This window comes from Pseudomonas marginalis (genome assembly GCF_008692035.1).
Classification (GTDB): domain Bacteria; phylum Pseudomonadota; class Gammaproteobacteria; order Pseudomonadales; family Pseudomonadaceae; genus Aquipseudomonas; species Aquipseudomonas marginalis.
Genome location: NZ_VTFG01000002.1, coordinates 1,539,693 through 1,564,657 on the forward strand (window position 1 = coordinate 1,539,693; position 24,965 = coordinate 1,564,657).

19 protein-coding genes are annotated in these 24,965 nt (G+C 62.9%); 12 read left to right on the forward strand and 7 right to left on the reverse strand.

Annotated elements, in window-relative coordinates; translation table 11 throughout:
- Positions 1–46 precede the first annotated feature (46 nt).
- The 3 genes from FX984_RS27405 to FX984_RS27415 all read left to right on the forward strand — a co-directional run bounded on the left by FX984_RS27405 (position 47) and on the right by FX984_RS27415 (position 3,812).
- A complete protein-coding gene (locus tag FX984_RS27405) occupies positions 47–1,366 on the forward strand; it encodes an OprD family porin (RefSeq protein ID WP_027606941.1) in 1,320 nt (439 codons plus the stop codon).
- 338 nt (positions 1,367–1,704) lie between these two features.
- Positions 1,705–2,379, forward strand: coding sequence for a heavy metal response regulator transcription factor (locus FX984_RS27410; protein WP_027606942.1), 675 nt, complete (start codon positions 1,705–1,707; stop codon positions 2,377–2,379).
- Positions 2,376–3,812, forward strand: coding sequence for a heavy metal sensor histidine kinase (locus FX984_RS27415; RefSeq protein WP_092359789.1), 1,437 nt, complete (start codon positions 2,376–2,378; stop codon positions 3,810–3,812). The genes FX984_RS27410 and FX984_RS27415 overlap by 4 nt, the downstream gene beginning before the upstream one ends.
- On the opposite strand, the gene FX984_RS27420 is transcribed toward FX984_RS27415, so the two are convergent.
- The 3 genes from FX984_RS27420 to FX984_RS27430 are packed head-to-tail and all read right to left on the reverse strand — an operon-like array spanning position 3,736 to position 9,246.
- On the reverse strand, positions 3,736–6,882 hold the full coding sequence (locus FX984_RS27420) for a CusA/CzcA family heavy metal efflux RND transporter (RefSeq protein ID WP_146478114.1): 3,147 nt from the start codon (positions 6,880–6,882) through the stop codon (positions 3,736–3,738). The genes FX984_RS27415 and FX984_RS27420 overlap by 77 nt on opposite strands.
- An 18-nt stretch (positions 6,883–6,900) precedes the next feature.
- Positions 6,901–8,007 carry an efflux RND transporter periplasmic adaptor subunit gene (locus FX984_RS27425; protein WP_027606945.1) on the reverse strand — a complete coding sequence of 369 codons (1,107 nt, stop codon included), beginning with the start codon at positions 8,005–8,007 and terminating at the stop codon, positions 6,901–6,903.
- A gap of 18 nt (positions 8,008–8,025) precedes the next feature.
- The gene (locus FX984_RS27430; RefSeq protein ID WP_098480420.1) at positions 8,026–9,246 is read right to left on the reverse strand and encodes a TolC family protein; all 1,221 of its coding nucleotides are present in this window, start codon (positions 9,244–9,246) and stop codon (positions 8,026–8,028) included.
- A gap of 185 nt (positions 9,247–9,431) precedes the next feature.
- Between FX984_RS27430 and FX984_RS27435 the strand changes: the two genes are divergently transcribed.
- Positions 9,432–10,802, forward strand: coding sequence for a GntT/GntP/DsdX family permease (locus tag FX984_RS27435; protein WP_092489073.1), 1,371 nt, complete (start codon positions 9,432–9,434; stop codon positions 10,800–10,802).
- A 3-nt stretch (positions 10,803–10,805) separates the two neighbouring features.
- On the opposite strand, the gene FX984_RS27440 is transcribed toward FX984_RS27435, so the two are convergent.
- The gene (locus FX984_RS27440; protein WP_146478112.1) at positions 10,806–12,095 is read right to left on the reverse strand and encodes an MFS transporter; all 1,290 of its coding nucleotides are present in this window, start codon (positions 12,093–12,095) and stop codon (positions 10,806–10,808) included.
- Positions 12,096–12,280: 185 nt separating this feature from the next.
- Here FX984_RS27440 and FX984_RS27445 point away from each other — a divergent pair, with 185 nt between their 5' ends.
- From FX984_RS27445 to FX984_RS27460, 4 genes are all read left to right on the forward strand, one after another.
- The gene (locus FX984_RS27445) at positions 12,281–13,699 is read left to right on the forward strand and encodes a short-chain fatty acid transporter (protein ID WP_027606949.1); all 1,419 of its coding nucleotides are present in this window, start codon (positions 12,281–12,283) and stop codon (positions 13,697–13,699) included.
- Positions 13,700–13,826: 127 nt separating this feature from the next.
- Entirely contained in the window at positions 13,827–15,527 is a 1,701-nt protein-coding gene (locus FX984_RS27450) for an acid phosphatase (protein ID WP_146478110.1), read from the forward strand.
- Between the two features lie 121 nt (positions 15,528–15,648).
- Positions 15,649–16,818: a hypothetical protein gene (locus tag FX984_RS27455; RefSeq protein WP_027606951.1), complete on the forward strand. Its 1,170-nt coding sequence runs from the start codon at positions 15,649–15,651 to the stop codon at positions 16,816–16,818.
- A gap of 144 nt (positions 16,819–16,962) precedes the next feature.
- A complete protein-coding gene (locus FX984_RS27460) occupies positions 16,963–17,475 on the forward strand; it encodes an SET domain-containing protein-lysine N-methyltransferase (RefSeq protein WP_146478108.1) in 513 nt (170 codons plus the stop codon).
- Here the strand turns inward: FX984_RS27460 and can are convergent.
- Positions 17,472–18,116, reverse strand: a complete 645-nt coding sequence (gene can, locus FX984_RS27465; RefSeq protein ID WP_003188288.1) for a carbonate dehydratase — start codon at positions 18,114–18,116, stop codon at positions 17,472–17,474. The genes FX984_RS27460 and can overlap by 4 nt on opposite strands.
- Before the next feature lie 151 nt (positions 18,117–18,267).
- Here can and FX984_RS27470 point away from each other — a divergent pair, with 151 nt between their 5' ends.
- Entirely contained in the window at positions 18,268–18,672 is a 405-nt protein-coding gene (locus FX984_RS27470; protein WP_027606953.1) for a hypothetical protein, read from the forward strand.
- A 60-nt stretch (positions 18,673–18,732) separates the two neighbouring features.
- On the opposite strand, the gene rimI is transcribed toward FX984_RS27470, so the two are convergent.
- Both rimI and FX984_RS27480 read right to left on the reverse strand, forming a co-directional pair.
- A complete protein-coding gene (gene rimI, locus FX984_RS27475; RefSeq protein ID WP_003188286.1) occupies positions 18,733–19,185 on the reverse strand; it encodes a ribosomal protein S18-alanine N-acetyltransferase in 453 nt (150 codons plus the stop codon).
- On the reverse strand, positions 19,178–19,921 hold the full coding sequence (locus FX984_RS27480) for a hypothetical protein (protein ID WP_051429386.1): 744 nt from the start codon (positions 19,919–19,921) through the stop codon (positions 19,178–19,180). Before FX984_RS27480 ends, rimI begins: the two co-directional genes overlap by 8 nt.
- 187 nt (positions 19,922–20,108) lie before the next feature.
- Here FX984_RS27480 and mksB point away from each other — a divergent pair, with 187 nt between their 5' ends.
- Genes mksB through mksF form a run of 3 tightly spaced genes read left to right on the forward strand, consistent with a single transcriptional unit; the run spans position 20,109 to position 24,920 of the window.
- Positions 20,109–21,386: an Mks condensin complex protein MksB gene (mksB, locus tag FX984_RS27485; RefSeq protein ID WP_027606955.1), complete on the forward strand. Its 1,278-nt coding sequence runs from the start codon at positions 20,109–20,111 to the stop codon at positions 21,384–21,386.
- Complete coding sequence (gene mksE, locus FX984_RS27490) at positions 21,376–22,083, forward strand: Mks condensin complex protein MksE (protein WP_027606956.1); 708 nt, start codon at positions 21,376–21,378, stop codon at positions 22,081–22,083. Before mksB ends, mksE begins: the two co-directional genes overlap by 11 nt.
- On the forward strand, positions 22,080–24,920 hold the full coding sequence (gene mksF, locus FX984_RS27495; RefSeq protein WP_146478107.1) for an Mks condensin complex protein MksF: 2,841 nt from the start codon (positions 22,080–22,082) through the stop codon (positions 24,918–24,920). Before mksE ends, mksF begins: the two co-directional genes overlap by 4 nt.
- Positions 24,921–24,965: the final 45 nt, after the last annotated feature.

Below are 24,965 nucleotides of genomic sequence, written 5' to 3' on the forward strand. Positions count from 1 at the left end.
CCGCCTCCATAAGAAGCTGATAACTGCCAACACCGAGGAGCGAAACATGCGGATCCGTTATTACACCCTTCCCCTTTCACTGATCGCCACATTGCCCCTGGCAGCCGTGGCCGCGGAAGACAAACCTGAAGGGTTTATCGAAGGCAGCAGCGTGAACGTGCTGGCGCGCAATTTTTACTTCAACCGCGATGACCGCAAGGGCCAATCCAGCCCCACCGGTAATGGCTATTCCGAAGCCTGGGCCCAGGGACTGATCGGTCAATTCGAATCCGGTTTTACCCAGGGCACCGTGGGGTTTGGCCTGGACGCCTTCGCCATGGTCGGCGTGAAGCTCGACTCGGGCACCGGCCGCAGCGGCGGCAAGGGCTCGTTCGGCGTGCTGCCGGTGGACAGCAACAACCATCCTGAAGACAACTACAGCAAGGTCGGCGGCGCGGCGAAACTGCGGGTATTGGACACGGTGATCAAGGCCGGCGACGTGTTCCCGCTGACCCCCGTGGTGGCCTACGGCGATTCGCGGGTGTTGCCGGAAAGCTTCCGTGGCGTGACCCTGCAGAACACCAGCCTGGAAGGCCTGACCTTGCAGGGCGGGCGTCTGAGCGGCATGAGCCAACCCAACGAAAGCGGCATGAACAAGGGCTTTGCGACGTTTTACGCAGGCCCCGTGGACTCGCCCTGGATCGGCTATGCCGGTGGTGATTACCAACTCAACAAACACCTGAGCCTGAGCCTGTACAGCAGCCGCCTGAAGGACGCCTGGGACCAGTACTACGTGGGCAGCGCCGCCAGTTACCCGCTGAACGAAGACGTTTCGCTGTTCGGCGACATCAACTACTACAAGGCCGTGGACGAAGGCAAAAAGCTGCTGGGTGAATTCGATAACAGCATCTGGAGCGCCCGGCTCGGCGTGAAGGTGGGCGCCCACAGCCTGGCCGTTTCGCACCAGCGCAACAACGGCGATGACGACTTCGATTACCTGCGCCAGTCGGACTCGATCTTCCTCAACAACTCGATCCAGTACAGCGACTTCAACTCGCCCAAGGAGCGCTCGTGGATGCTGCGCTACGACCTGGACATGCAGCCATTCGGCATTCCCGGCCTGTCGTTCATGACCCGCTACGGCAAGGGCACCGGCGCCGACTACAGCAACGCCAACGCGGTGTATATGCGCCGCGATGCCGCCGGCGATCCGCTCACCGACCAACGCCGCTGGGAGCGGGATATCGAAGCCAAGTACGTGGTGCAAAGCGGCAACTTGAAGGACTTATCGCTGCGACTGCGCCAGGCCACCGTGCGCTCAAGTTCATTCGAGTCCGACCTTGAAGAAGTCCGCGTCATTATCGAATACCCACTGGCGGTGCTTTAAGACGCGCTTACATTCACTTGCCGATGCCCTACATCTGTTCACAGGTTGAAGTCTGTCAGAACTGTAATATCGGCCTCACCTTCTCGTTAAGTTGCACTTTTTATACTGCGCATCGAACACCTCTCATCTCTGCGGCTTTTGTGTAGCTCCTTTGGAACAGAGATGAATTTTATACGCCCCAGCCGGGGCGTTTTTTTTGCGTGCCCGATCAGTGACGAATCGTCGCACCGGCCTGACGCGGCTTGACCCTAAAGCTACTTTAGGCTTCAGAGTTTTCCTACAGCCCATTCAGCCTCTATGAGGCCATCTCCTTTCGTTTTCCTTGAAGGTAAATCCCCATGCGTATCCTTGTGGTTGAGGACGAGCAGAAAACCGCCGATTACTTGCAGCAAGGCCTGACCGAAAGTGGCTACGTCGTCGATTGCGCCGCCAGCGGCATCGACGGCCTGCACCTGGCCCGGCAGCACACCTACGAACTGGTGATCCTCGACGTGAACCTGCCCAACACCGACGGCTGGGAGGTACTGGAACAACTGCGCCGGGACGGCAACCAGCGCGTGATGATGCTGACCGCGCGCGGCCGCCTGGCCGACAAGATCAAGGGCCTGGACATGGGCGCCGACGATTACCTGGTCAAACCCTTCGAGTTCCCCGAACTGCTGGCCCGTGTGCGCACCTTGCTGCGCCGTAGCGAACATATCCCGCTGCCGGATGTGCTGCGCGTCGCGGACCTGGAGCTGGACCCGCGTCGCCATCGCGCCTATCGTGGCAGCCGGCGCATCGACCTGACCACCAAGGAATTCGCCCTGCTGCATGTGTTGATGCGCCAGGCCGGCGAGGTAATGACCCGCACGCAGATCATCTCGCTGGTGTGGGACATGAACTTCGACTGCGACACCAACGTGGTCGAGGTCTCCATCAGCCGCCTGCGCGGCAAGGTCGATGACCAGAGCGAGGTCAAATTGATCCACACCATTCGCGGCGTGGGTTATGTGCTGGAGGCGCGCCAATGAGGACCAGCAGCCTGTCGATGCGCCTGGGGCTGACGGTCAGCCTCATGGGCGCCGGGCTGGTGGTGCTGTTGGCGACCCTGGCCTACCTGGCCTTGACCCATGAGCTGGAAAAGCTCGCGCGCAAGGGCCTGGAAAGCAAGATGGAACAGCTCCAGCACAGCCTAGCGCTGGGCCTGGACACCCACGCAATCAAAGCCCGCCCCCACTCGTTGCTGGACCTGGTGATGGGCCATGACAATTTCTACCTGACCATCGTCGGCACCGCACCCGATAACGCGGTGCTGCTCAGTGTCGGCGCCAAACCCCAGGAACCGTTGCTGACCGACTTCTCCCCTCGGGAAACCCTCGGTTACCTCAACTGGCAAGACCAGGACGGCAACCAGGTACTCAGTGCCTCCAGCCTGATGCGCCTGGCCAGCGGCGAGCGCGTACGGGTGTTGCTGTCGCTGGACCGCAGGGATGACCAGGCCCTGCTCAGTGCCTACCTGCGCGCCACCCTCATCGCCCTGCCGATGCTGCTGGTCCTGATCGGCATGGGCGCCTGGTGGCTGGTGCAGCGTGGGTTGGCGCCGTTGAAGCAGTTCAGCCATGTCGCGGCCCAGGTGACGACCCAGGACCTGACCCACCGTTTATCCATCGACAACCTGCCCCAGGAGCTGGGCGAGTTGGCGCAAAGCATCAACGTAATGCTGCGTCGCCTGGACGCCGGTGTGCAGCAGTTGTCGCAGTTCTCCGACGACCTCGCCCACGAGCTGCGTGCGCCGCTGACCAACCTGATGGGCAAGGCCCAGGTGACCCTGTCCCGCGAACGGCCCTCGGAGGAATACAAGGCGGGGCTGGAATCCTGCACCGAGGAAATGGAACGCCTGTCGCGCATCGTCTCCGACATGCTGTTCCTGGCCCAGGTCAGCCATCCGGCGGCGCGGGCCGGGTTTGGCCCGGTGTCATTGGGTGAAGAAGCACAACGGGTGATGGCGCTGTTCGCCCTCAGCGCCGAAGACAAACACGTGACCCTCAACCTGCGCGGCGACGCCTGGGTGACGGGCGATCGCCTGATGATCCAGCGGGCGATTTCCAACCTGCTGTCCAATGCCATCCGCCATACGCCCGAAGGCTCCAGCGTGCTGCTGCTGGTGGAGACCTACGACCAGAGCGTGGCGTTGTCGGTGGGCAACCCCGGGCGTGGCATCGAAGCGCACCACCTGCCGCATCTGTTCGAACGCTTCTACCGCGCCGACAGCAGCCGTACCCGCGCCGAAGGTGGCACGGGGCTGGGGCTGGCCATTGTGCAGTCGATCATGCAGCTGCATCAGGGGCACACCGACGTCAGCAGCCAGCCAGGCCGGTTTACACGGTTCAGCCTGGTGTTTCCTCTTCCTTGCGATGGGCCCACTGGTACAACGCCGGCAGCACCAGCAAGGTCAGCAAGGTAGAAGAAATGATCCCGCCGATCACCACCGTCGCCAACGGACGCTGCACTTCGGCGCCGGTGCCGGTGGCCAGGGCCATGGGGATAAACCCCAGGGAGGCCACCAGCGCGGTCATCAATACCGGGCGCAGGCGGGTCAGCGCGCCCTCGTGGATAGCCACCGACAGCGAGCGTCCTTCCTCGCGCAGGTTGCGGATGAAGGCAATCATCACCAGGCCGTTGAGCACCGCCACGCCGGACAAGGCGATAAAGCCCACGCCTGCCGAGATCGACAGCGGAATATCGCGCATCCACAGCGCCATGATCCCGCCGGTCAACGCGAACGGAATCCCGGTAAACACCAGCAGCCCGTCCTTGAGGTTGTTGAACATCATGAACAGCAACCCGAACACCAGCAGCAACGCCACCGGCACCACGATCTGCAAACGCTCGGCGGCTTCCTTCAACTGTTCGAACTGGCCGCCCCAGGTGGTCCAGTAACCCGCTGGCACTTTCACCTGCGCCGTGATCGCCGCCTCGGCCTCTTCCACGAACGATCCCATATCCCGCCCGCGCACGTTGGCACTGACGATCACCAGACGCTTGCCGTTCTCGCGGCTGATCTGGTTCGGGCCGAGCACCAGGTCCAGGCTGGCGACCTGGGACAACGCAATGAACCCCAACTGCCCCGCCGCATTCCCGGCCAGCGCCGGCACCGGAATCAGCAGCCGCGACAAGCCGTCGATATCAGTACGCAGCGCGTCGGACAAGCGCACAACCATGTCGAAACGCCGGTCACCTTCATACAGGGTACCGGCCTGGCGCCCACCGACGGCGACGGCAATGGTGTCCTGCACATCGCCGACATTCAGGCCAAAGCGCGCGGCCTTGTCACGGTCGATATTGATGGTCAGCACCGGCAGGCCGGACGTCTGTTCGACCTTCACTTCCGAAGCGCCATCGAGGCCTTGCAGGGTCTCGGCAATGTCTGCGGCGGTGGTGTTGAGCACCGCCATGTCGTCGCCGAATACCTTCACCGCCACATCACTGCGCACCCCGGAAATCAGCTCGTTGAAACGCAGCTGGATCGGTTGCGACAACTCGTACGCACTGCCCGGCACAATCGCACTGGCGCGCTGGATATCGGCGATCAGGGTGTCGCGGGATTTATTCGGGTCCGGCCATTGCGCCTTCGGTTTAAGCATCACGTAGCTGTCGGAAATATTCGGCGGCATCGGGTCGGAGGCGATTTCCGCCGTCCCGGTACGGGCGAATACCCGCTCGATTTCCGGCACCTGGGCCATCAAGGTTTTTTCCAGCTGCTGCTGCATCTGCACCGATTGCGTCAGGCTGGTGCCGGGCACGCGCAGGGCCTGTTGGGCGAAGTCGCCCTCGCTGAGGCTGGGGATAAACTCACTGCCCATGCGGCTGGCCACCACGCCCGACGCAACAATGGTCAGCACGGCCAGGCCGAACACCAGTGGCCGGCGCGCCATCACCCAATCCAACACCGGCCCATAGGCCCGGCGCGCGGTACGCATCACCAGGTTTTCTTCTTCCTTGACCTTGCCGGTGACGAACAGCGCAATCGCCGCCGGTACGAAGGTCACTGACAAAATCATCGCCCCCAGCAGCGCGATCACCACGGTGAACGCCATGGGGTGGAACATCTTCCCGGCCACACCGGTGAGGGCGAAGATAGGCAGGTAAACGACCATGATGATCAGCTGCCCGAAGATCAGTGCACGCCGCGCTTCCTTGGCCGCCGCGAACACCTCGTGCAGGCGCTCGCTGCGGGTCAGCAGGCGGCCATGGCGCTGCTGCGCATGGGCCAGGCGGCGGATAGCGTTCTCGACGATCACCACCGCGCCGTCGACGATAATGCCGAAGTCCAGCGCGCCGAGGCTCATCAGGTTGGCGCTGACTTTGTGGGTGAACATGCCGGTAAAGGTGAACAACATCGCCAGGGGAATCACCATCGCGGTGATCAGCGCCGCGCGGATATTGCCGAGGAACAGGAACAGCACCGCGACCACCAGCAGCGCACCCTCGAAGAGGTTTTTCTTCACCGTGGCAATGGCTTTTTCGACAAGGTTGGTGCGGTCGTAGACGGTCACCGCCACCACGCCTTCGGGCAGCGAACGGTTGATTTGTTCGAGCCTGGAAGCCACCGCCTGGGACACCGTGCGGCTGTTTTCTCCGATCAACATAAACACCGTGCCCAGCACCACTTCACGGCCGTTTTCCGTGGCGGCGCCGGTCCGCAGTTCACGGCCGATCTCGACCTGGGCGACATTGCGCACGCGGATCGGCGTGCCATCGGACGTGGTGATGACGATATTGGCGATGTCGTCGATGGACGCCACCTGCCCCGGCGCGCGGATCAACAATTGCTCGCCGCTGCGCTCGATGTACCCGGCGCCGACGTTGGCGTTGTTGCGCTCCAGTGCCGTGACCAGATCGTTCAAGGTCAGGTTGTAGGCCGCCAGGCGCTTGGGGTCGGGGGCGATCTGGTATTCCTTGGCGAAGCCGCCGATGGTGTTGATCTCGGCCACACCGGGCACGTTGCGCAGTTGCGGCTTGATGATCCAGTCCTGGATCACCCGCAGGTCGGTCGGCGTGTAGGGCGTGCCGTCGTCCTTGCGGGCGCCCTCTTCAGCCTCCACGGTCCACAGGAAAATCTCCCCGAGGCCGGTGGAAATCGGCCCCATCGCCGTTTCAATCCCCACAGGCAATTGCTCGCGGGCCACCTGCAGGCGCTCGTTGACCAACTGGCGGGCGAAGAACAGGTCGGTGCCGTCCTTGAAGATCACCGTCACCTGGGACAAGCCGGAGCGTGACAGCGAACGGGTCTGCTGCAGGCCCGGCAAGCCGGCCATCGCGGTTTCGATGGGAAAGGTAATGCGCTGCTCGGTCTCCAGCGGCGAAAAACCGGCCGCCGCCGAGTTGATCTGCACCTGCACATTGGTGATGTCGGGCACCGCGTCGATGGGCAGTTTCTGATAGCTGGCAATGCCGACACCGGCCATCAACAGCACCGCCAGCAGCACGATGATGCGCTGCTCGATGGCGAATTGGATAAGGCGCTCAAACATGGGAAATCACTCGCAGGATCAATGGGCGTGCTCGGCCGAGCCCTTGCCCAATTCGGACTTGAGGATGAAGCTGCCGGTGGTGGCCACCTGGGCTCCGGCCTCCAGGCCCTGGCGCACTTCGACGTAGCCGTTTTCACTGGCGCCAAGCTCAAGATGGCGGGTGATAAAACCGTCTGGGGTGCGTACGAAGACCGAGGGTTTTTCCTCGACGGTCTGGATCGCCGTTTGCGGCACGGTGACCTTGGCCTGGTAAGTGTCGGTGGCCAGTTGCACGGTGACGAACAGTCCAGGGCGCCAGGCGTCGTCGGGGTTGGGCACCGTCACACGTACGGTGGCGGTGCGCGTTTGCTCGCCGAGCAAATTGCCGACATAGGCCACGGTGCCCAGCACGTCGGTGCCCATTTCCGTGGAGCTGACCTTCACCGGTTTGCCGAGCCGGACCTTGTTCAAATCCTTGGGAAATACGCCGAAGGTGACCCACACCTGGGACAGGTCAGACAGCGTGAAGGCGTTACTGGTCTCGCTCACCACCTCGCCGACACCGAGGTGCTTTTCCACCACCACGCCCGCGAACGGCGCACGCAGTTCGTAACGATTGCCGCCGGCCAATACCGTGTTGCCGCTGAGCGCGGTCATTTTTTGGCGGGCATTGTTCAGCGCGATTTCGGCTTCTTGCAGGGTTTGGCGCGCCAGCAGGTAATCCTGCTCGGCGGAGATTTTGTCCTGCCACAACTGGCGTTCACGCTGGAAGGTGATACGCGCCAGTTCAACCCGACGCTCGCTGGCCGCCAGCTCACTGCGCTGGTCGGAAATCTGCTGGCTGGCGATCACCGCGAGCAGCTCGCCCTTCTTCACCGCCTGGCCAAGATTGACCTTCACCGACTCCACCACACCGGCCGCGCGGGGGACGATATGCGAGGTACGGTCTTCGTCGAAACGCACCTCCCCTGGCAGCGTCAGCAATGTGCTGATCGACCGGGGTCGGGCCTCGGCGAGCTCGATGCCGGCGGCCTGGATTTGTTGTTCAGTCAGCTCGAGGGTGCCTTCTTCTTCCTCGGCGTTGGCCACGCCGGACAGCATCAGGCCCAAGGCGACGGCAAGCGCCACGCCGTGTCGTTTATTCATAAGGCACTCCAGAAAAAATCAAAACCGGGCGAGGTCGCCGTAAATCCGTTCGATGCGCAGCCAGGCATCGGTGGCCTGGGCGGTGGCCGCAAGGTATTGGGTGCGCGCCGCGATCAGGGTGCGCTGGGCGTCGAGCACGTCGAGGAAGTTGAACTTGCCCATCTCGAAGCCGCGGGTGGCGCTGTCCACCGCGCGTTGGGCGGCGGGCAGAATCTGCTGGTTGAATGCGCGCACTTCGCTGTTCGCGGTTTGCCACAGGTCCAGGGCCTGGCGCGTTTCGGTACGCAGGCGCAATTCGGCAGCGTTGCGCAGGTCGCGGGCCTGATCGGCACGGCGCGTGGCGGCGAGCACGTTGCCCTGGTTGCGGTTGAACAACGGAATCGGCATCGACACGCCGACCAGGTTCACCCGCTCGCGCACACTGGCGTCGTACTGGCTGCCAATGGACACATCCAGGTCGGGAATACGCTGGGCTTTTTCCAGGCCCACGCTGGCTTCGTTCTGCACAATCTGCAGTTCGGCCAGGCGCAGTTCGGCGGTCTGTTCAAGGCGCGCCAACAGGTGCGTGGCGGACGGCAACGGCGGTGTGGAGTGGCTTGGCGTGGCGACGGCCTGGAAGTCGGTCGCCGCGCTGCCGGTACTGGCGGCCAGGCGACGATAGGCGTCGGTGAGGCCCATGTGTGCGCGGTTGAGTTCGAGGCGAATCTCCGACAACTGCACCTGGGCACGCGTGGCTTCCACCGGTGAGGATTTGCCGGCAGTCACGCGGCCGTTGGCGACCACCAGCCCGCGCTCGGCCAAGGCCAGGGAACGCTGGGCCAGGTCGAGACGTTCCTGGGCGCGCAGGGCGCCGTAATAGCCCTCGATCACCTCGGCGCGCAACGTATTGCGGCGCTGTTCCAAGGCCAGTGCGGCGGCGTCCTGGGCACGCGTCGCCACGTCAATGCGGGCACCGCGCTTGCCGCCCAGTTCCAGGGTTTGGCTGAGCTTGAGGGTGGTGGTGCGCGTATCGCGACGAGTGTCTTCGGCATCCCAGGACGCCACCGGATTGGGGATCAGCCCGGCCTGCTGGCGACCGCCCGCGGCGATCTCGATGTCCCATTGCGCGGCCGCCAGGTCGGGGTTGTTGGCGAAGGCGGTTTGCAGGGCCGCGTCGAGGGTGAGGGTTTGTGCCTGGGCAATGCTGGCGGCGCCCCACAACAGCGTCGCCCCCACCAGCTTTCTAACGGAAATTGCCATAACGAGAGTTCCACGCCCATAAAGTAAAAGCCGGGAGAATGTAGCGTTCGCGACTTATCAGAGCGGTGGAGCAAAGATTACAAATCCGACAGCAATGGCTCTACGGCGGGCGTTATCAGGTATGCTTTTGGGGCAGGAAATAAAAAGAAACAATTTTCCCAACCTGTTCGATAAGGAGTCCCGCCTTGGCGTTATCGACTGCCGCGTGGATGGTTCACGACACCCGTCTCATGCTCTGCGTACTGCTGGCCATCGCCAGCATCATCGTGCTGATCAGCGCGACCAAGTTGCCGCCGTTCCTGTCGATCCTGATCGGCACCTTTATCGCCGGGGTCGGCGCCGGGCTGCCAGCGGAAGAGGTGGCCAAGGCCTTCAGCAAGGGCGCCGGGGCGATCCTCGGTGAGGCCGGGATCATCATTGCCCTGGGCTCGATGCTGGGTGCGCTGATGGCGGAATCCGGCGCGGCCGACCGCATCGCCACCACCCTGCTCGGGCTGGGCAAGGGCAAGTCGTTGCCATGGGTGATGGCGCTGGTGGCGATGGTGATCGGCCTGCCGCTGTTCTTCGAAGTAGGCCTGGTGATGATGGTGCCAATCATCTTTGTGATGGCCAAACGTTCGAACCAGCCGCTGTTGAAAATCGCCATCCCGGCGCTGGCGGGCATGACCACCTTGCACGCCTTGATGCCACCGCACCCGGGGCCGCTGATTGCGGTGGGCGCGTTGCACGCCGACCTGGGCCTGACCATGTTGCTGGGCTTTTGCCTGGCGGTGCCGGCGGTGATCCTCGCCGGGCCGCTCTATGGCAACTGGCTGTCCAAACGCCTGCATGTGGATGAGCCGGCCGACATCGGCGCGCTGTTCAGCGCCCCGCCCAAGGCCCCGCGCCAGCCGAGCTTTGGCGTGTCATTGCTGATCATTCTGTTGCCGGTGATTCTGATGCTCGGCAGCACCCTGGCCAAAGTCGCGCTGCCAGCGGAAAGCAGCGTGGGCCTGACCCTGAAATTCCTCGGCGAACCGCTGATCGCCCTGGGCCTGGCGGTGATCGCCGCCGTGATCTGCCTGGGCTGGGCCGCCGGGATGCCGCGCGCTGAGGTCGGCAACACCCTGCGCAAGGCCCTCGCGCCCATCGCCGTGTTGCTGCTGACCATCGGCGCCGGCGGCGGCCTCAAGCAAACCCTGCTCGACGCCGGCGTCAGCCAGACCATCAGCAAAGTCGCCGAAGGCGCGCACATGCCGTACCTGCTGCTGGCCTGGTTGATCGCGGTGGCGCTGCGCCAGGCCACCGGCTCGGCCACGGTCGCCACCACCACGACCGCCGGCATCCTCGCACCGATGATGGCCGGGTTGGCGGCGACACAAAGCTCACTGGTGGCACTGGCGATCGGCGCCGGCTCGGTGTTCTTCTGCCACGTCAACGATGCGGGGTTCTGGATGGTGCGCGAGTACTTTGGCTTGCAGCTGAAACAGACGATTTGGGTGTGGTCGGTGTTGCAGACGATTGTTTCGGTGGTCGGGTTGGTCGGTACGCTGGTGCTGTGGCACTTCTTGACCTGATCTTCAGGCCGCCAAGGTGTGGCGCTTGCCAAACAGCGTCACACACCCCACCCCAACCGCGCCCATCACCACGCAATACCCCACGCAAATCCACGGGCTGGTCGGCATCAGCGCGATCAGCATCAGCGGCGTGGTACTTGCCCACAGTGCGTAAGCGATGTTGTAGGTGAAGGAAATGCCCGACACCCGCACCTGCGCCGGAAACAGGCCGACCATCACCGACGGCACCGCACCCACCACCCCGCAACTCAAGCCCGCCAGCGCGTACGCCGCGCCAAGCCAGATGCCGCCGCTGATCAGGCTTGCGTACAGCAGGAAAATACCCACCGGCAGCAGCAGGCTGTAGACCAGCACCGCGCGCCAGGCACCGATACGGTCCACCAGCAGGCCGGCGAGGACGCAGCCGATATTCAGGAAGACGATGCCCAGGGCGCTCAAGGCAAAGGTGTGGCTGGGGCTCATGCCGAAGGTTTTCTGCATCATGGTCGGGGTGATGACCACCAATACCACTACGGCGGAGGTGAGCACGCAGGTGAGGATCATCGCCGGCAACAGTACGGCGCGATGGTCACGCAGTACGGTGCGCAGCGGCAGCTCGGCAGCGGCCTGGCGGCGGGCCTGCATTTCGAGGAAGACCGGGGTTTCGCTGAGCCAGCGCCGCAGCCACACGCCGATCACGCCGAACACACCGCCGAGCAGGAAGGGGAAGCGCCAGGCGTAGTCGAGGATTTCGGCCGGGGTGAAGACCTGCGCCAGCAGCGTGGCGGTGAGGGCGCCGAGCAGGTAGCCGAAGGTCAGGCCGGCTTGCAGGAAGCCCAGGGCATAGCCACGATGGTTGCGCGGTGCGTGTTCGGCGACGAAGGTCCAGGCGCTGGGTACTTCACCGCCCACCGCCGCACCTTGCAGCACGCGCAGCACCAGCAGGATCAGCGGTGCGAAGTAGCCGATCTGTGCGTAGGTGGGCATGATCCCGATCAGCAGGCACGGCAACGCCATCATCAGGATGCTCAGGCTGAACACACGCTTGCGCCCCAGGTGATCGGCGAAGTGCGCCATCAGGATGCCGCCCAACGGGCGCGCCAGGTAACCGGTGACGAAGATGCCGAAGCTTTGCAGCAGGCGCAGCCACTCGGGCATTTCCGGCGGGAAGAACAGTTGGCTGAGGGTCAGCGCAAAGAACACGAAGATAATGAAGTCGTAGATTTCCAAGGCGCCACCCAGGGCGGCCAGGCCCAGGGTTTTGTAGTCGGAGCGGGAAAAACGCTGCGCCTGTGGCACAGAGGTGGCAGTCATGTTGAGGCTCGGCAGACAAACAAAATGGCGTGCAGGTTATGAGCTGAGCCGGTTGATGGCAATCGCGGCAGATATATTTGTTTTCCTCATGGATCGATGAAGATAACTGCATTCCCATATCAATGGCCGTGGAGGAACATGCCGAAAAATTGCCGACACCATAATAACTACAAGAGGAAAGACTCGTGGCCGATGCTATCGAAGAAAGCCGCTATGCCCGCTTTGCCCTGCGCTGCTCGAACTTTGCCGAGCGCTGGTTTCCGGACTCCTGGGTGTTCGCCGCCCTCGCCGTGATCATCGTCGCCGTGGCGACCCTGGGCATGGGCGCCGCGCCGACCGAAGCCGCCAAGGCCTTTGGCGACGGGTTCTGGAGCCTGATCCCGTTCACCATGCAGATGGCCTTCGTGGTGATCGGTGGCTACGTGGTCGCCAGCTCGCCACCGGCGGTCAAGCTGATCGACCGCCTGGCACGCATCCCGAAGAACGGCCGCTCCGCCGTGGCGTGGGTCGCGTTGATCTCTATGGTGGCGTCATTGCTCAACTGGGGCCTGTCCCTGGTGTTCGGTGGCTTGCTGGTGCGTGCGCTGGCCCGCCGTACGGATTTGCGCATGGACTACCGTGCTGCAGGTGCGGCGGCCTATCTTGGGTTGGGCGCGGTGTGGGCGCTGGGGCTGTCGTCGTCAGCCGCACAATTGCAGGCCAACCCGGCCAGCTTGCCGCCGTCGATCCTGTCGATCACCGGGGTGATCCCGTTTACCGACACCATCTTCCTGTGGCAATCCGGTGTGCTGTTGCTGGCACTGATCGTGGTGTCGCTGATCATCGCCTACGCCACCGCGCCCGGCCCCAACAGCGCCCGTGACGCCAAGGCCTGTGGCGTCGACCCGGCCTTCAACCTGCCCAAGCTGCAACCACCGGGCCGCCCCGGCGAATGGTTGGAACACAGCCCGTTGCTGACCATTCTGCTGGCATTGCTGGCGGCGGGCTGGTTGTTCCATGAGTTCTCGACCAAGCCGGCGATCAGCGCGATTTCGGGGCTGAATACCTACAACTTCCTGTTCATCATGGTCGGTGCCCTGCTGCACTGGCGCCCCCGCAGTTTCCTCGATGCGGTGGCCCGTGCAGTGCCGACCACCACCGGCGTGTTGATCCAGTTCCCGCTGTACGGCTCGATTGCGGCGCTGATGACCGTGGTCAAGGGCGGCGACGGCCAGACCCTGGCGCACCATATCTCGACCTTCTTCACGTCCATCGCCTCCCACGACACGTATGCACTGCTGATGGGCGTGTACTCGGCGGTGCTGGGCTTCTTTATCCCGTCTGGCGGCGGCAAGTGGATCATCGAAGCGCCTTATGTGATGCAAGTGGCCAATGACCTGCAATACCACCTGGGCTGGGCGGTGCAGATCTACAACGCGGCCGAGGCGCTGCCGAACCTGATCAACCCGTTCTACATGCTGCCGTTGCTGGGAGTGCTGGGGTTGAAGGCGCGGGATTTGATCGGGTTTTCGTTTGTGCAGCTGCTGGTGCACACACCGTTGGTGCTGTTCCTGCTGTGGGCGCTGGGGACGACATTGAAGTATTTGCCGCCCGTCATGCCGTAGGATCAGTTGCAAGCCTCAAGCTTGAAGCTTGAGGCTCATAGCTTGCAGCTGCCTTAATTCCGTCACATTGCATTGCTACCGTCCTGCGAAATATCTTGCAACATCTCGCCAGCAAGGACTCCCCGCAATGAGTGATGATCACGAAGACCGCCCTTCCCCTGATGCCATGGCCCAACCGCCGGTAGACACCGGCCGTCGGCGCTTCCTGGGGGGCGCGGCGGTGTTGGGGGTTGGCGCGACCTTGAGTGCCTGCGGCAATGGCGGTGAGGCGCAGGGCAAGCCGGTGGCGCGGCCACTCACGCCCCAGGAGCTGGACAAGGCCTTGCACGACCAGGTGAAGACCGTGGTGGTGATCTATGCCGAGAACCGCAGCTTCAACAATCTGTTTGCGGACTTCCCAGGCGTTGAGAAACCGCTGTCGGCGCTTTCCGCCGCCGACACACAGCAACGCGACCGCGACGGCAGCCTGTTGACCACCCTGCCCCCGGCCTGGGGCGGTGTGCTGCAAGTGGGCCCGCAAAGCGTGGACGGGGTGACTTACCCCAGCGAAGTGCAATTCCAGGAAAACCTGCCCAACGCCCCGTTCGCCCTCAAGGGCCCGAACGCCGAAGACCTGCCGTTGAGCCTGGTCACCCGCGACTTGTGGCACGTGTTCTACCAGAACCAGATGCAGATCAACGGCGGCAAGAACGACGGTTTCGTCGCCTGGGCCGACGCCGGCGGCCTGGTCATGGGCCATTACGCCCAGAGCCGTTATTCCCTGCGCCTGTGGGATGTCGCCAAGGAGTTTGTGCTCTGCGATAACTTCTTCCAGGGCGCGTTTGGTGGCTCGTTCCTCAACCATCAATACCTGATCAGCGCCACCGCGCCGTTCTACCCGAATGCCGCGCAGTCGGTGGCCAAGGCGCAGATCGCCACGCTGCAAAGCGATGACCCCACCGACCCGCGTCTCAAACCGCTGGATAAATCCCCGGCGAGCGCCATGACCGGCCCGCCACAGTTCGGCCCCAGCGCGCTGACCCCGGACGGCTACGGCGTGAACACCCTGGCGCCGCCGTATTGGCCGACCTGGATTCGTGACCCGGAAAACCCGGACTACGCAAAAGCCGACCTGCCCAACGTGCTGGTGCCGCAAACCCACGAACATATCGGCGACAAGTTGTCGAAAAAGAACGTCGACTGGGCGTGGTACGCCGGGGCGTGGCAGGCGACGCTGGACCAGTTCAAGGATTCGGGCGGCATTCCGAAGATCCCCAACTTCCAGTACCACCACCAGCCGTTCAACTATTTCAAGCAGCAGGGCCCCGAGAACCGTGCCGAGCGTGACAAGCGCCTGCGCGATGGCGGTTTGGGCGATGAGGCGAGCACCAATAAATTCTTCGCCGATGCCCAGGCCGGCAAGCTGCCGGCGGTGAGTTTCTACAAGCCCCAGGGCAACCTGAATATGCACGCCGGTTACGCTGACGTGGCGTCGGGCGACCGCCACATCGTCCGCGCCTTGAAGGTGCTGCAGGAAAGCCCGCAGTGGAAAAACATGGTGGTGGTGGTGACCGTCGATGAAAACGGCGGCTGGTGGGACCACGTCGCCCCGCCCAAAGGCGACCGCTGGGGCCCAGGCACGCGGGTCCCGGCGCTGGTGGTCTCGCCCTTCGCGCGTAAAGGCACCGTGGACCATACGGTGTACGACACCGCGTCGATCCTGCGCTTGATTACGCGGGTCTTCCAGCTGGAGACCCTGGACGGGCTCAAGCAACGCGATGACGCCATGATTGCCCGGGGTCAGAAACCCATGGGGGATTTGAGCAACGCGTTGCAGTTCAGCGTGTAGGACGCTTATCCAATAGCGACATGCCTGGCGATTTAGCACGCGGTTTTCCTGGCCAACCGCTACTGTGAGGAGGTGGGCTTTCACCCCGCGCAGACGGGCTTTCGCTGACAAGGAATCAAGTATGTTCAAACCGACCAGGTTGTCCTTCACCCTGGCCGCACTGATGGCCAGTGCGGTCGTACACGCCGACATCGAAGTACCGTTGGGCAGCACTCAACGGGTGACCCAGTTGTTCGCCTACCCCAATAACTGCAATGTGATCTGCTTTCGGCCATGGACGCTGGAGCAGACCGCCGAGCACTACCTGAACCAAAGCCTGCAGCGCGATGGCTACAGCCGAGCCAAGGTCAGCGTCAAGAACCATGAAGGGCAGCTCGCCGCGACCTTCAGCGGTGTACCCGACAGTTACGGCCAGCCCCTGACCGCGCTGCTCAATACCGCTGACCTGGCCTACCAGGGCGCGAGCAGACTCAACAGCGACGGCAAGTGGGCGTACAACTGGTACCTGTTCCTGCCACTGGGCATGGCCCTGGAAAACCGCAAGAGCATCGAGTTGCTGCATTTCCCGCCGGATTATTCGCTGACCCAGGCCCAGGATTACCTGGAGTCGGCCACCACCGACCGCTGGGCCAGCCTGCTCACCGATAACGGCGTGCCGGCCACCGAAACCCCGGCCTACCAGACCATCATCGATATCGCCCCCATCGCCGCCCCTTCCAATGCGGGCAAGGACCTGGAGAACGTCTACGGCTACTTCACCGACTACCAGACCCGCATGGTCAGCGAACTGAGCCTGCACCCCAACGGCTCGCTGCCAATGGTCGCGTTCGGCGCGCCGGTGCGCAGTTGGATCAAGCAGCAATACGGGCAGACCGTGGGTGTGCTGGGCCTGGCGCAGATCAGCCCTGCCGCGGGCAGGACCGTCTCGGTGCTGGGCGCCAACCACCCCAGCTACATCTGGTACGCGGCCAGCCCGGACACCTATGACGGTAACGAGCAGAAAGCCGACGAAGCCGGCTTGAAAGTGATGGGCCAGGACTTGAGCGCCGCCTGCTGGCAGGCCGGAATGGGCCAGAAGCCCGCGAGCGATCCGAATGTACTGCTCAAGGCCTGCATGAACACCTGGCAGGTCACGCGCAAAGAACAGACCTGCGAATTGTTCTACACCTCGGTGCGCAACCTGACCCCGGAACAGGCGAACGCCAAATGCGCCACGCCTTCGATCAAGACGCAGCTCAAGCAGCTGAAAAACGCAGCACCCGCCCCCAGCATCACGGCGCCTGCGCTGTAGACAGCAAAAAAATCCGACTTCTACTGTCAAAGTTGACAGTAGAAATCGGCTCCACGTTCAGCGAGTCTTGAGCCGGGCCCATCCGCTGCAAGACTGGTAGTCAGCCACCACCCGCAGGTCGATGCAGCCTAACCAAGGAGAGTTATGAAAACTCAAGCCATGGACCAGGCTAAAACCGTTGTGGGTGATGGTTTGTACCCGTTCAAGACACTGCTCGTTGAACAGGGCTACCCTCCGGCCAAGCACTTTAAGGTTGAGCGCGACGGCGGCGGCGTCAGGGCTCGCGTGGATTTTGACGGCCGCGTGCGCATTGCCCGGGTGTCCGGTTACGCCGTGAACGAGCGACGCCCACGTACGCTGCAGCTGTCGGCCCGCATCCACCTGTATGACAGCTGGTTCTGCGGCCTGCTGCGACACTCCTGCAACCCGAATGTGTTTTTCGACACCACTTACCTGGAACTCTGGACCGTACAGCCCATCCCCGCCGGCGCCCCGCTGACCCTGGACTACGCCAGTACCGAGGACACCTTGTTCCGACAGTTCGCCTGCCAATGCGGCGAGCTGAACTGCCGGGGCTGGATCACCGGCAGCACAGAGTGTTTGAACGCCGAGGGCCAGGCGTTCATGACCCATTGGCGCGAACGCAAACGGCCTTAGGCTTCGCCCAGCGGACGCAGGCGATACTGCGGCGGCAGTTGCTCGAAGCCACTGATGGTGGTGTTCAAGCTCTTCCAACGGCCGTCCTTGATGCCGTAGATGCAGCCGTGGATCGACAGGCTCTGCCCACGGTGCCAGGCATTTTGCACAATGCTGGTGTGGCCGACGTTGGCCACCTGCTGGATCACGTTCAGCTCGCACATGCGGTCCACACGCTCCTCTTCGGTCGGCAGTTGGGCCAGCACGTCACGGTTTTCGTAGTAGAGGTCGCGGATGGTGCGCAGCCAGCCGTCGATCAGGCCGAACTGGCGGTCCTGCATCGAGGCGCGCACGCCGCCGCAGCCATAGTGGCCGGTGACGAGGATATGTTTGACCTTGAGCACATCGACCGCGTACTGGATCACCGACAGGCAATTGAGGTCTGTATGCAGCACCACGTTGGCCACGTTGCGGTGTACGAACAGATCACCGGGCAGCATGCCGACGATCTCGTTGGCCGGTACCCGCGCATCGGAACAACCGATCCACAGGTATTCAGGGGTCTGCTGGCGGGCGAGCTTGGCGAAGAATTCGGGATCTTCCTGTTTGATCGCATCCGCCCAGCGTTCGTTGTTATCAAGCAGGTCTTGTAGTTCGTTCATCAGGGAAAGCCTCAGGAATGATGCGCAGCTTTGACAGACGACCGCCCGTCCGGGTCACGCCGATCATAAAGATAGCCGGCGGGCAATTACTTGAATCTTGGGGGGCCATGCCTGTCCACACACTATAAGCCCCACAGTATGAGGATTGGCCATGACTGAATCACGACGTCCCTACGGCGCTGCACAGCCCGAACCGATTGACGACAACGAAGACCGCATGGGCTCGATGCGCGAGCTGGATTTTGACGAGGAAGAACCGACGGCGGAGATTGGCAATGAGATCCCCCGTGGCGAGCGAGAACAGCTGATGCCCGACGAACGGGTGCGCGAGGCCGGAATGACCGGGGCTTCAACGGCGGATCATGAGTCGACCGATGATGATATGAGCCCGGAAACCCTGATCCATGAAGACGGTGCGCGGGATGCTCGGGAGGCGGGCGAAGACAACCCGGCGGATTTTGACCTGAGCATTGTCGATGAAGATGACATTGGCGGCGGCAATGGCCTGGATGAAGCGGAACTGGCTGATCTGGACCCGGTGGACGGAAACCGCTGACACTGCGCAAATCCAAATGTGGGAGGGGCGACCTGCCCCCTGCCACGTTGGCTTGTGTGTTTAATCGACCAGGGTACAGGCCATCACGACTGCATCCTCACGCCCCCCCACGGCTGGGTAATAGTCCCGACGACGCCCAATCTCGTTGAAGCCATAGCGCTCATACAGGCGGAACGCGCCGGTATTGCTGTCGCGCACTTCCAGGAAGCATTCCCGTGCGTTGGCGGCATAGGCGCGGGACATCAGGTGTTCCAGCAGTGCCAGGCCCAGGCCACGGCCCTGGTTTTCCGGCTTGACGGTGATGTTCAGCAAATGCGCTTCATCGAGGATGATCTGTACCACGCCGTGACCTACCTGCTGCTCGCCTTCGAACATCAGCCAGATCTGGTACTTGCCCAGGCCGTCGAGAAAGATCCCGCGGGTCCAGGGATGGCTGAACGCCGCGTATTCGATTTTCAGCACGGCGTCGAGGTCGGCCTCGGTCATCGGGCGGAAGGATAAAGCCTCACTCATCGGTTGTTTTCCAGCGCGCCATCAGCCGGCGCATGGCTTGCCAGACATCAGCCTTACGCTGTGGCTCTTCCATTAATAATTCCAGGCCCGGCAGGGCCCATACAGAACCCAGGCCCTCGACCTGCAGTTCGCGGTACCAGGCTTCTGCGTTCGCTTCACCGGCAAATCGTACGGCGGGCAGGCCGATCAGCCACAGGCACACGCAGGGTTCGTCCTCCAGGCGTGCCGAGACGAAGCCTTGCACGAAATCCCGCGCCGCTTCCGGGCCCTGGTCCATGGTACCGCGTACCAGCAGTGGCCAACGGACCGGGTCGCCGACGATTTGCGGGCTGTCGGGCAGGCCGGCGGCGCGCAGCATGTCCTTGAGCAGCATGTAGGCGGGGTCGCGGGTCTGGAAGCGCTCGCCGGTGGGTAACTCCACCAATAGCAGGCAACGCCCGGCCCGCAATAACTGCAGGGCAAAACGTGGCGGCGGCACCACGGGGGCCTTGGCAACCGGCGCAGCCGCTTCGGCCACCACGGGCTTGGCCATTGGCCCCGGGCGCGGCACCTCGACCTTGACGCGTTCAACCGCAGGACGAGCTTCCAGTACGGGTTTGACCACGGCCACCGGTGCAGCCGCCTCCTCCCCCGAAACCTCGAACGCCTCATAGGGCTCAAGCGCCGCTAACAGCTCGGGCCGCGACGGGGCGGCGAACGGCAGTTCGGTGCGGGGCAGCCAGTTGACCACCTGCATGGCGGTCAAGTAAGCGCGACGTCGGGACTCGATAAGCACAGCTCGGCCACTTGTGGATAAGTAAAGAGCGGGGATTCTACCGCTGTTCGGTAACAATCGCCCACTGTGCACTGACCGGCTGTGGATAAATCCCGCGCCTGATGCAGTACAATCGCGACTTTTAATCGCCAACCAGCCGGCCATTCCCATGATCGAACCCAAGCGCGTCCTGCGCGCCCTCGCCGAACACTGGGCCTTACTTGAGCCATTGTGCGAACACTTCGACCAAGGCACCCTGAGCCTCGGCGAGCTGCGCGCACAACTGGCCGCCCAACAACTGGACAGCACGCCCCAGGACATCACCAGCCTGCTGGACGTGTGGATTCGCCTGGATATCCTGGTGCCTGTCGCCAAGAGCCCGAACCGTTTCGAGCTCAACGCGCAGATCCACGACTTCCTGGCTTATCTTCGCAAGGAGCACCGGCTTGGCCTGTGCCTGGAAATCGAAGCCTACCTGCGCCATCTGGAGCGCCTGGCCGGTTATATCCAGGATGCCTTCGACATTCGTGATGGCCACGACCTGGCCCGCCAACTGCGCCTGCTGGACATGCGCGTACGCGACGTACTGAAAAAACTCGCCAACGACGAACAGGCCCTCGCGGCCGTGGCCGACCGTGCCAAGACCAGCGACCGGCAGATCCCGCTGCGCCAGCGTTATGCTGAAGTCCTGGCAACCTGGGACGAGTACGTCGAACCGATGATCCAGCTGGTGAACGCCGACGGTGCCTTCGAGCAAGGCGTGCGCAAAGTGGAAAACGTGCTGCTGCGCATGCTCACCGAGCAACAGCGCCTCGGCCACCTGGTGGACGACGACATGCTGCTGCGCACCCACGCGCGCATCCTCGAAATGCAGACCAGCGCCCAGTTGACCTTGCGGCATGCCCGCGAGCTGCTGTTGCCGCTGCGCGAAGAAGCGCGTCGGCACAACGCCGTGACCCGCGGTGCGGCGCTGGCGCTGTCGGCCATCCGCCGTAAAGGCCTGGACGCGGTGCCGCAGGCGGCGATGCCGATGTTTACCCGACCGCAAAGCACCTTCCTCGGCAGTGCCAGCCAGGTCGAAGCCTATGTGTATGCCCTGGCGAACTTCGAGCCGAAACCGGCCCGGTTCCCCAAGGCGCACAAGTCCCACAAGGGCGAAGCCCAGCGCGCACCGCGGACGGTCAAGGAAATGCTCGAGCGCTGCGAAGACGCGCTGCCGATGCCGGACCTGATGACCTGGCTGCTGGAGCAGGAACCGGACGGTGCCACCGACGAATTGCTGTACTGGTTCTCGCGGCTCTCGCGGGAGAAACGCTTCAAGCGCGAGCGCCTGGAACGCCGTGACTACCACACACACGAGCACCAGGTCAGCCTGCGCTCATTCGCCCTGCTCCCGGCCGGCACCGACGCCGCCGAGCATTCTGCGAGTACACCTCATGCATCTTGATCTATCCGAACTGTCCCAGCTGGCGCCGATCTTTCGCGAGCTGTTCAAGGGTTACCACGTCAGCCGCCGCGACCCCGAGCTGTACGCGCAACTGTCGAACTTCCAGGACCAGTACCGCACGCTGTTCAAGGCCCTGGGCTTTGAGCTGGTGTGCGATACCCGTGGCTTCTACTACTTCGTGCCGGACTCCGCGATTGCCAGTGCGCAGGTCAACAAGACCGCCCAGCGTCTGGCGTTGTTCACCTTCATCATTGTCGAGCACCTGGCCGACCAGGGCCGCGACCCGATCGCCGTGCTCGACGGTGGCAGCCTCGGTCGCGATGAACTGCCGTCCCTGCTGGAAAAGTACCGCGACCTGTTTATCCAGGCCGAAGTGCAGACCCAGGAAGAACTCGAAGAAAAGATCATGCGCCGCATGACCCAGCTGGGTTTTGCCAGCGAAGACAACGGCATCTACCGCTTCCTGCCACCGATGCACCGCTTCCTCGACGTGTGCCTGTCGGTGCAGCAAGACCGTGACCTCGCGGCCAGCGTGCACAGCGTGTTGCCGTTGCCGGCACCGGTGATCATCGACGAAGACAGCGATGAGAAGCTGCTGAAGACCGATGACCCGCTGGACTTGAGTGACTTCGCGGAAGAAAGCGAAGAAGACGCCCTGGCCCGCGCCATTGCCGAAGAACAGGAGACCGACGCATGAGCAAGGAACGCTACGGCATCCGCCGCTTCGCCCTATTGAACACCGCCGGCTACAGCTTGGGCTTGTTCCCGCTGGAAGAACCGCTGTCGGTGTATGGCGCCAACAACCTGGGTAAATCCGCGTCGATCAACGCCTTGCAGTTCCCGATCCTGGCGCGCATGTCGGACATGAGTTTCGGCAAGTACACCCTGGAGCAATCGCGACGCTTCTACTTCGCCACCGACACCAGCTACATCCTGGTGGAAGTCTCCCTGCCCCATGGCCCCCACGTAATCGGCGTGGTCGGGCGCGGCCCGGGCGGCGGTTTCGGGCACCAGTTCTTTGCCTACGCCGGCAAGCTGGACCTGGCCCACTATCAGAAAAACGACACCTGCCTGCGTCAGAAGGAGCTGTTCACCAACCTTGAGCGCGAAGGCCTGAAAGCCTACGAACTCAAGCCGGATGAACTGCGCCGTTTGCTGGTGGGTGGTCATACGTCGATCCCGCTGGACCTGACCCTGATCCCGCTGCGCTCCACCAGTGAGCAAAGCCTGAAAACCTTCCGCGCGTTGTTTATCAACCTGCTGCACATGCGCGAAATCACCGCGGCCAAGCTCAAGCAGCTGTTCCTCGATGCGTTCGAGCACAGCCTGCGTTCGGGCAGTGTGGATTACATCGCAGCGTGCGAAGAAGCCTTCCGCGACGTACGACGTATGGAGCAGGACTACAATGCCCTGGTCGCAGCCGGCCCGCTGGTGGAAGCCCTGGCCAACGGCGTTCGCCAGCGCGACGTACTGCGCGGCAAGCTGCATCGCCTGTCGCCGCTGCTGGATTCGCTGCTCGGCACCTGGTCGGACTATGCCAGTGCGCGCAAGGAAGAGCTGACCATCCAGGCCGAGCACTACCGCAACGAGCAGGACGCACTGCAGAACGACCAGCGTGGCGGCACCCAGGAGCTGATGCGCCTGGAGCGGGAAATCAGCGGCATCCAGCGTTGGCTGGGCGAGCTGTCGGTGCTCAAGCATCGCTTTGCCCTGGTGGATGACGTCAAGGTCCTGGAGCAGCAACTGCTGGCGGCCAAGGATGCTCACGATGAACTGGCGGGCGCCCTGGCGCAGTCGCGGCAGTTCAGCGCCGAGGATCTGGACGAGCGTCTGCGTGACCTGGAAAAACGCTTGAAGTCGGTCAAGCAGCAGCTTGATCACGCGGATAACAACAGCTACGCCAAGCTGCGCGAAGAGTTTTCGCAGCAGGACGTCGAGCGCCTGATGCGCCTGTTCAACAGCTCGTTGTTCAGCCTGCCATTAGGTGAACACGGCATCACCCTGGACGAGGACGGCCAGTGGGTCAAATCCCTGGAGCAGATCCTCGATGGCTTCAAGGGCGAGCGCTTTGAAGTGCCGGGGCTGTCCATCGACATCTCCCACATCGAACCACCGGCGCTGCAGGCCCTGGCGGATCGCGCGGCGTTGCGCGACCAAAAGGAACGCCTGGAGAAAGAACTCAAGCAGCTGAAAACCCAGCAGGCCGTGGCCTCCGACCGCGCGGCGAGCAAGACCCAGACCGAAGCGCTGTACCAGCAGGTGCTGGACGCGCAAAAGGCGCTGGAAGACTTCCGTCGCGCGCAAACCCTGAGTGCCGAAGAAGGCGAAAAACTGGAAAACCTGGTACAGATGGAAGCGGCCCAGGATGAATTGAAACGTTCCAGCGATGCGTTCACCGAGCGCGTCCAGCAACTGTCCGCCAAGCTGCAACTGGTGGGCCGCCAGATCGGCGATATGGAAGCCAAGCAACGTACGCTGGATGACGCCTTGCGCCGCAGGCAGCTGTTGCCGGCCGACTTGCCGTTCGGCACGCCGTTCATGGACCCGGTCGATGACTCCATGGATAACCTGCTGCCGCTGCTCAATGACTATCAGGACAGCTGGCAGGGCCTGCTGCGTGCCGATGGCCAGATCGAGGCGCTGTATGCTCAGGTGCGCCTCAAGGGCGTGGCCAAGTTCGACAGCGAGGATGATGTAGAGCGTCGTCTGCAATTGTTGATCAACGCTTATGCGCACCGCACCGATGAGGCGCTGACACTGGGCAAGGCGCGCCGCGCGGCGGTCACTGACATTGCGCGAACCCTGCGTAATATCCGCAGCGACTACGACAGCCTGGAACACCAGCTGGCGCTGTTCAACCGCGAGATCAACAAGCGTCAGGTGTCCAACCTGCAGAGCTTCCGCATCGTACTCGCGCCGAACAAGGAAGCCCTCAAGCATATCGACCAGATCATCCACAGTGCTGGCCAGTACGAAGAAGGCGAAACCCTGTCGGTGTTCGACCTCAGCCAAAGTGCCGAGCAGGACAACAAGAACGAAGAGGCCAAGGAATACCTGGCCCGCCTGGTGGCCGCCAACCATAACCAGTTGGGCCTCAAGGACCTGTTCGAGCTGGCCTTCGAAATCACCAAGGTGCACGGCCAGCCGGTGATCCACACCGACATCGATGGCGCGGCGTCCAACGGCACCACCATGACCATCAAGGCGCTGACCAACATGTACTTGTTGCTGCACTTGATGGACCGTGACCAGGCCGGGCGTGTGCGCTTGCCGTACTACCTCGACGAAGCAGCGGATATCGATGAGAAGAACCAGGCGGCGTTGCTGGAAACCAGTTTGCAGCTGGGCTTCGTGCCGATCCTCGCCAGTGTGAAGCCGCAGGTGTCTGCCCAGGTGGCAATCGACCTGGAAGGCGGCAGCGGGCCGAACGGGATCTACATCGATGAGGCGGACTGGAAGTACATCCGTCGCCATGATGTGGTGAAGGCGACAGTGAATGTGCAGGCGGATGAACCGGAGCTGGATGAGGTCTGACGTTTTGCGCTGAAATGCAAAAAGGCCGCGATCCATTGGATCGCG